At 60.8% G+C, this 820-nt stretch carries 2 protein-coding genes; both read right to left on the bottom strand.

Annotation, left to right across the window (positions count from 1 at the left end):
* On the bottom strand, positions 1–257 hold a 257-nt coding region (locus tag JK635_RS28410; protein ID WP_498043866.1), incomplete at its 3' end, for an SRPBCC family protein.
* A gap of 8 nt (positions 258–265) precedes the next feature.
* Positions 266–712 (bottom strand): Rieske 2Fe-2S domain-containing protein, encoded by a 447-nt coding sequence (locus tag JK635_RS28405; RefSeq protein ID WP_498043867.1) that lies wholly within the window; start codon positions 710–712, stop codon positions 266–268.
* Positions 713–820: the final 108 nt, after the last annotated feature.

The raw sequence follows: 820 nt of genomic DNA, 5'->3' as shown, positions 1-820 counted from the left end.
CCCCACTTGCCGGCATCCATTGCGCGGATGCTGTCGCCCGCATTGGCTGCCTTGCGCTGGTTGGTGGTGGCCGCATAGTTCCAGTGCACCGCCGAGACGTGGTAGCCGTCAGCGCCGTTCTCCGCCTGCAGCTTCCAGTTGCCCTCGAAGGTATAGGTGGACGAGCCGCGCAGCACTTCCAGGCCATCGGTGGACTGGTCAACAATCATGTCGATGATCTTGGCCGCCTCGCCGAGAAACTCGGTCAGCGGCAGCACGTCGTCATTCAGGCTGCCAAACAGGAAGCCGCGGTAGGATTCGAAGCGCNGAGAAACTCGGTCAGCGGCAGCACGTCGTCATTCAGGCTGCCAAACAGGAAGCCGCGGTAGGATTCGAAGCGCGCCACCTTCTTCAGGTCATGCGAGCCCTCCTTGTTGAAGCAGTCCGGATAGCCGGCGCCTTCCGGGTCCTTCACCTTCAGCAGCTTGCCGCTGTTGTTGAAGGTCCAGCCATGGAACGGGCAGGTGTAGGTCGCCTTGTTGCCGCGCTTGTGGCGGCACAGGGTGGCGCCGCGGTGGCTGCAGGCATTGATGAAGGCATTCAGCTGGCCCTGGCGATTACGGGCGATCACTACCGGCTGACGGCCGATATGGGTCGTGTAATAGTCATTGTTGTTGGGGATCTGGCTTTCGTGGGCCAGATAGATCCAGTTGCCCTCGAAGATGTGCTTCATCTCCAGCTCGAACAGCGCTTCATCGGTAAAGGCGCTGCGGTGCAGGCGATGGTCGCCTGTCTGATGATCTTCGACCAGAAAGTCGTCGATGCTCTTGACGGTCTCGGT

Source organism: Neobacillus paridis (assembly GCF_016765675.1).
GTDB classification, from domain to species: Bacteria; Bacillota; Bacilli; order Bacillales; family Cytobacillaceae; genus Neobacillus; species Neobacillus paridis.
This window is presented reverse-complemented; position numbering and strand designations above follow the sequence as displayed.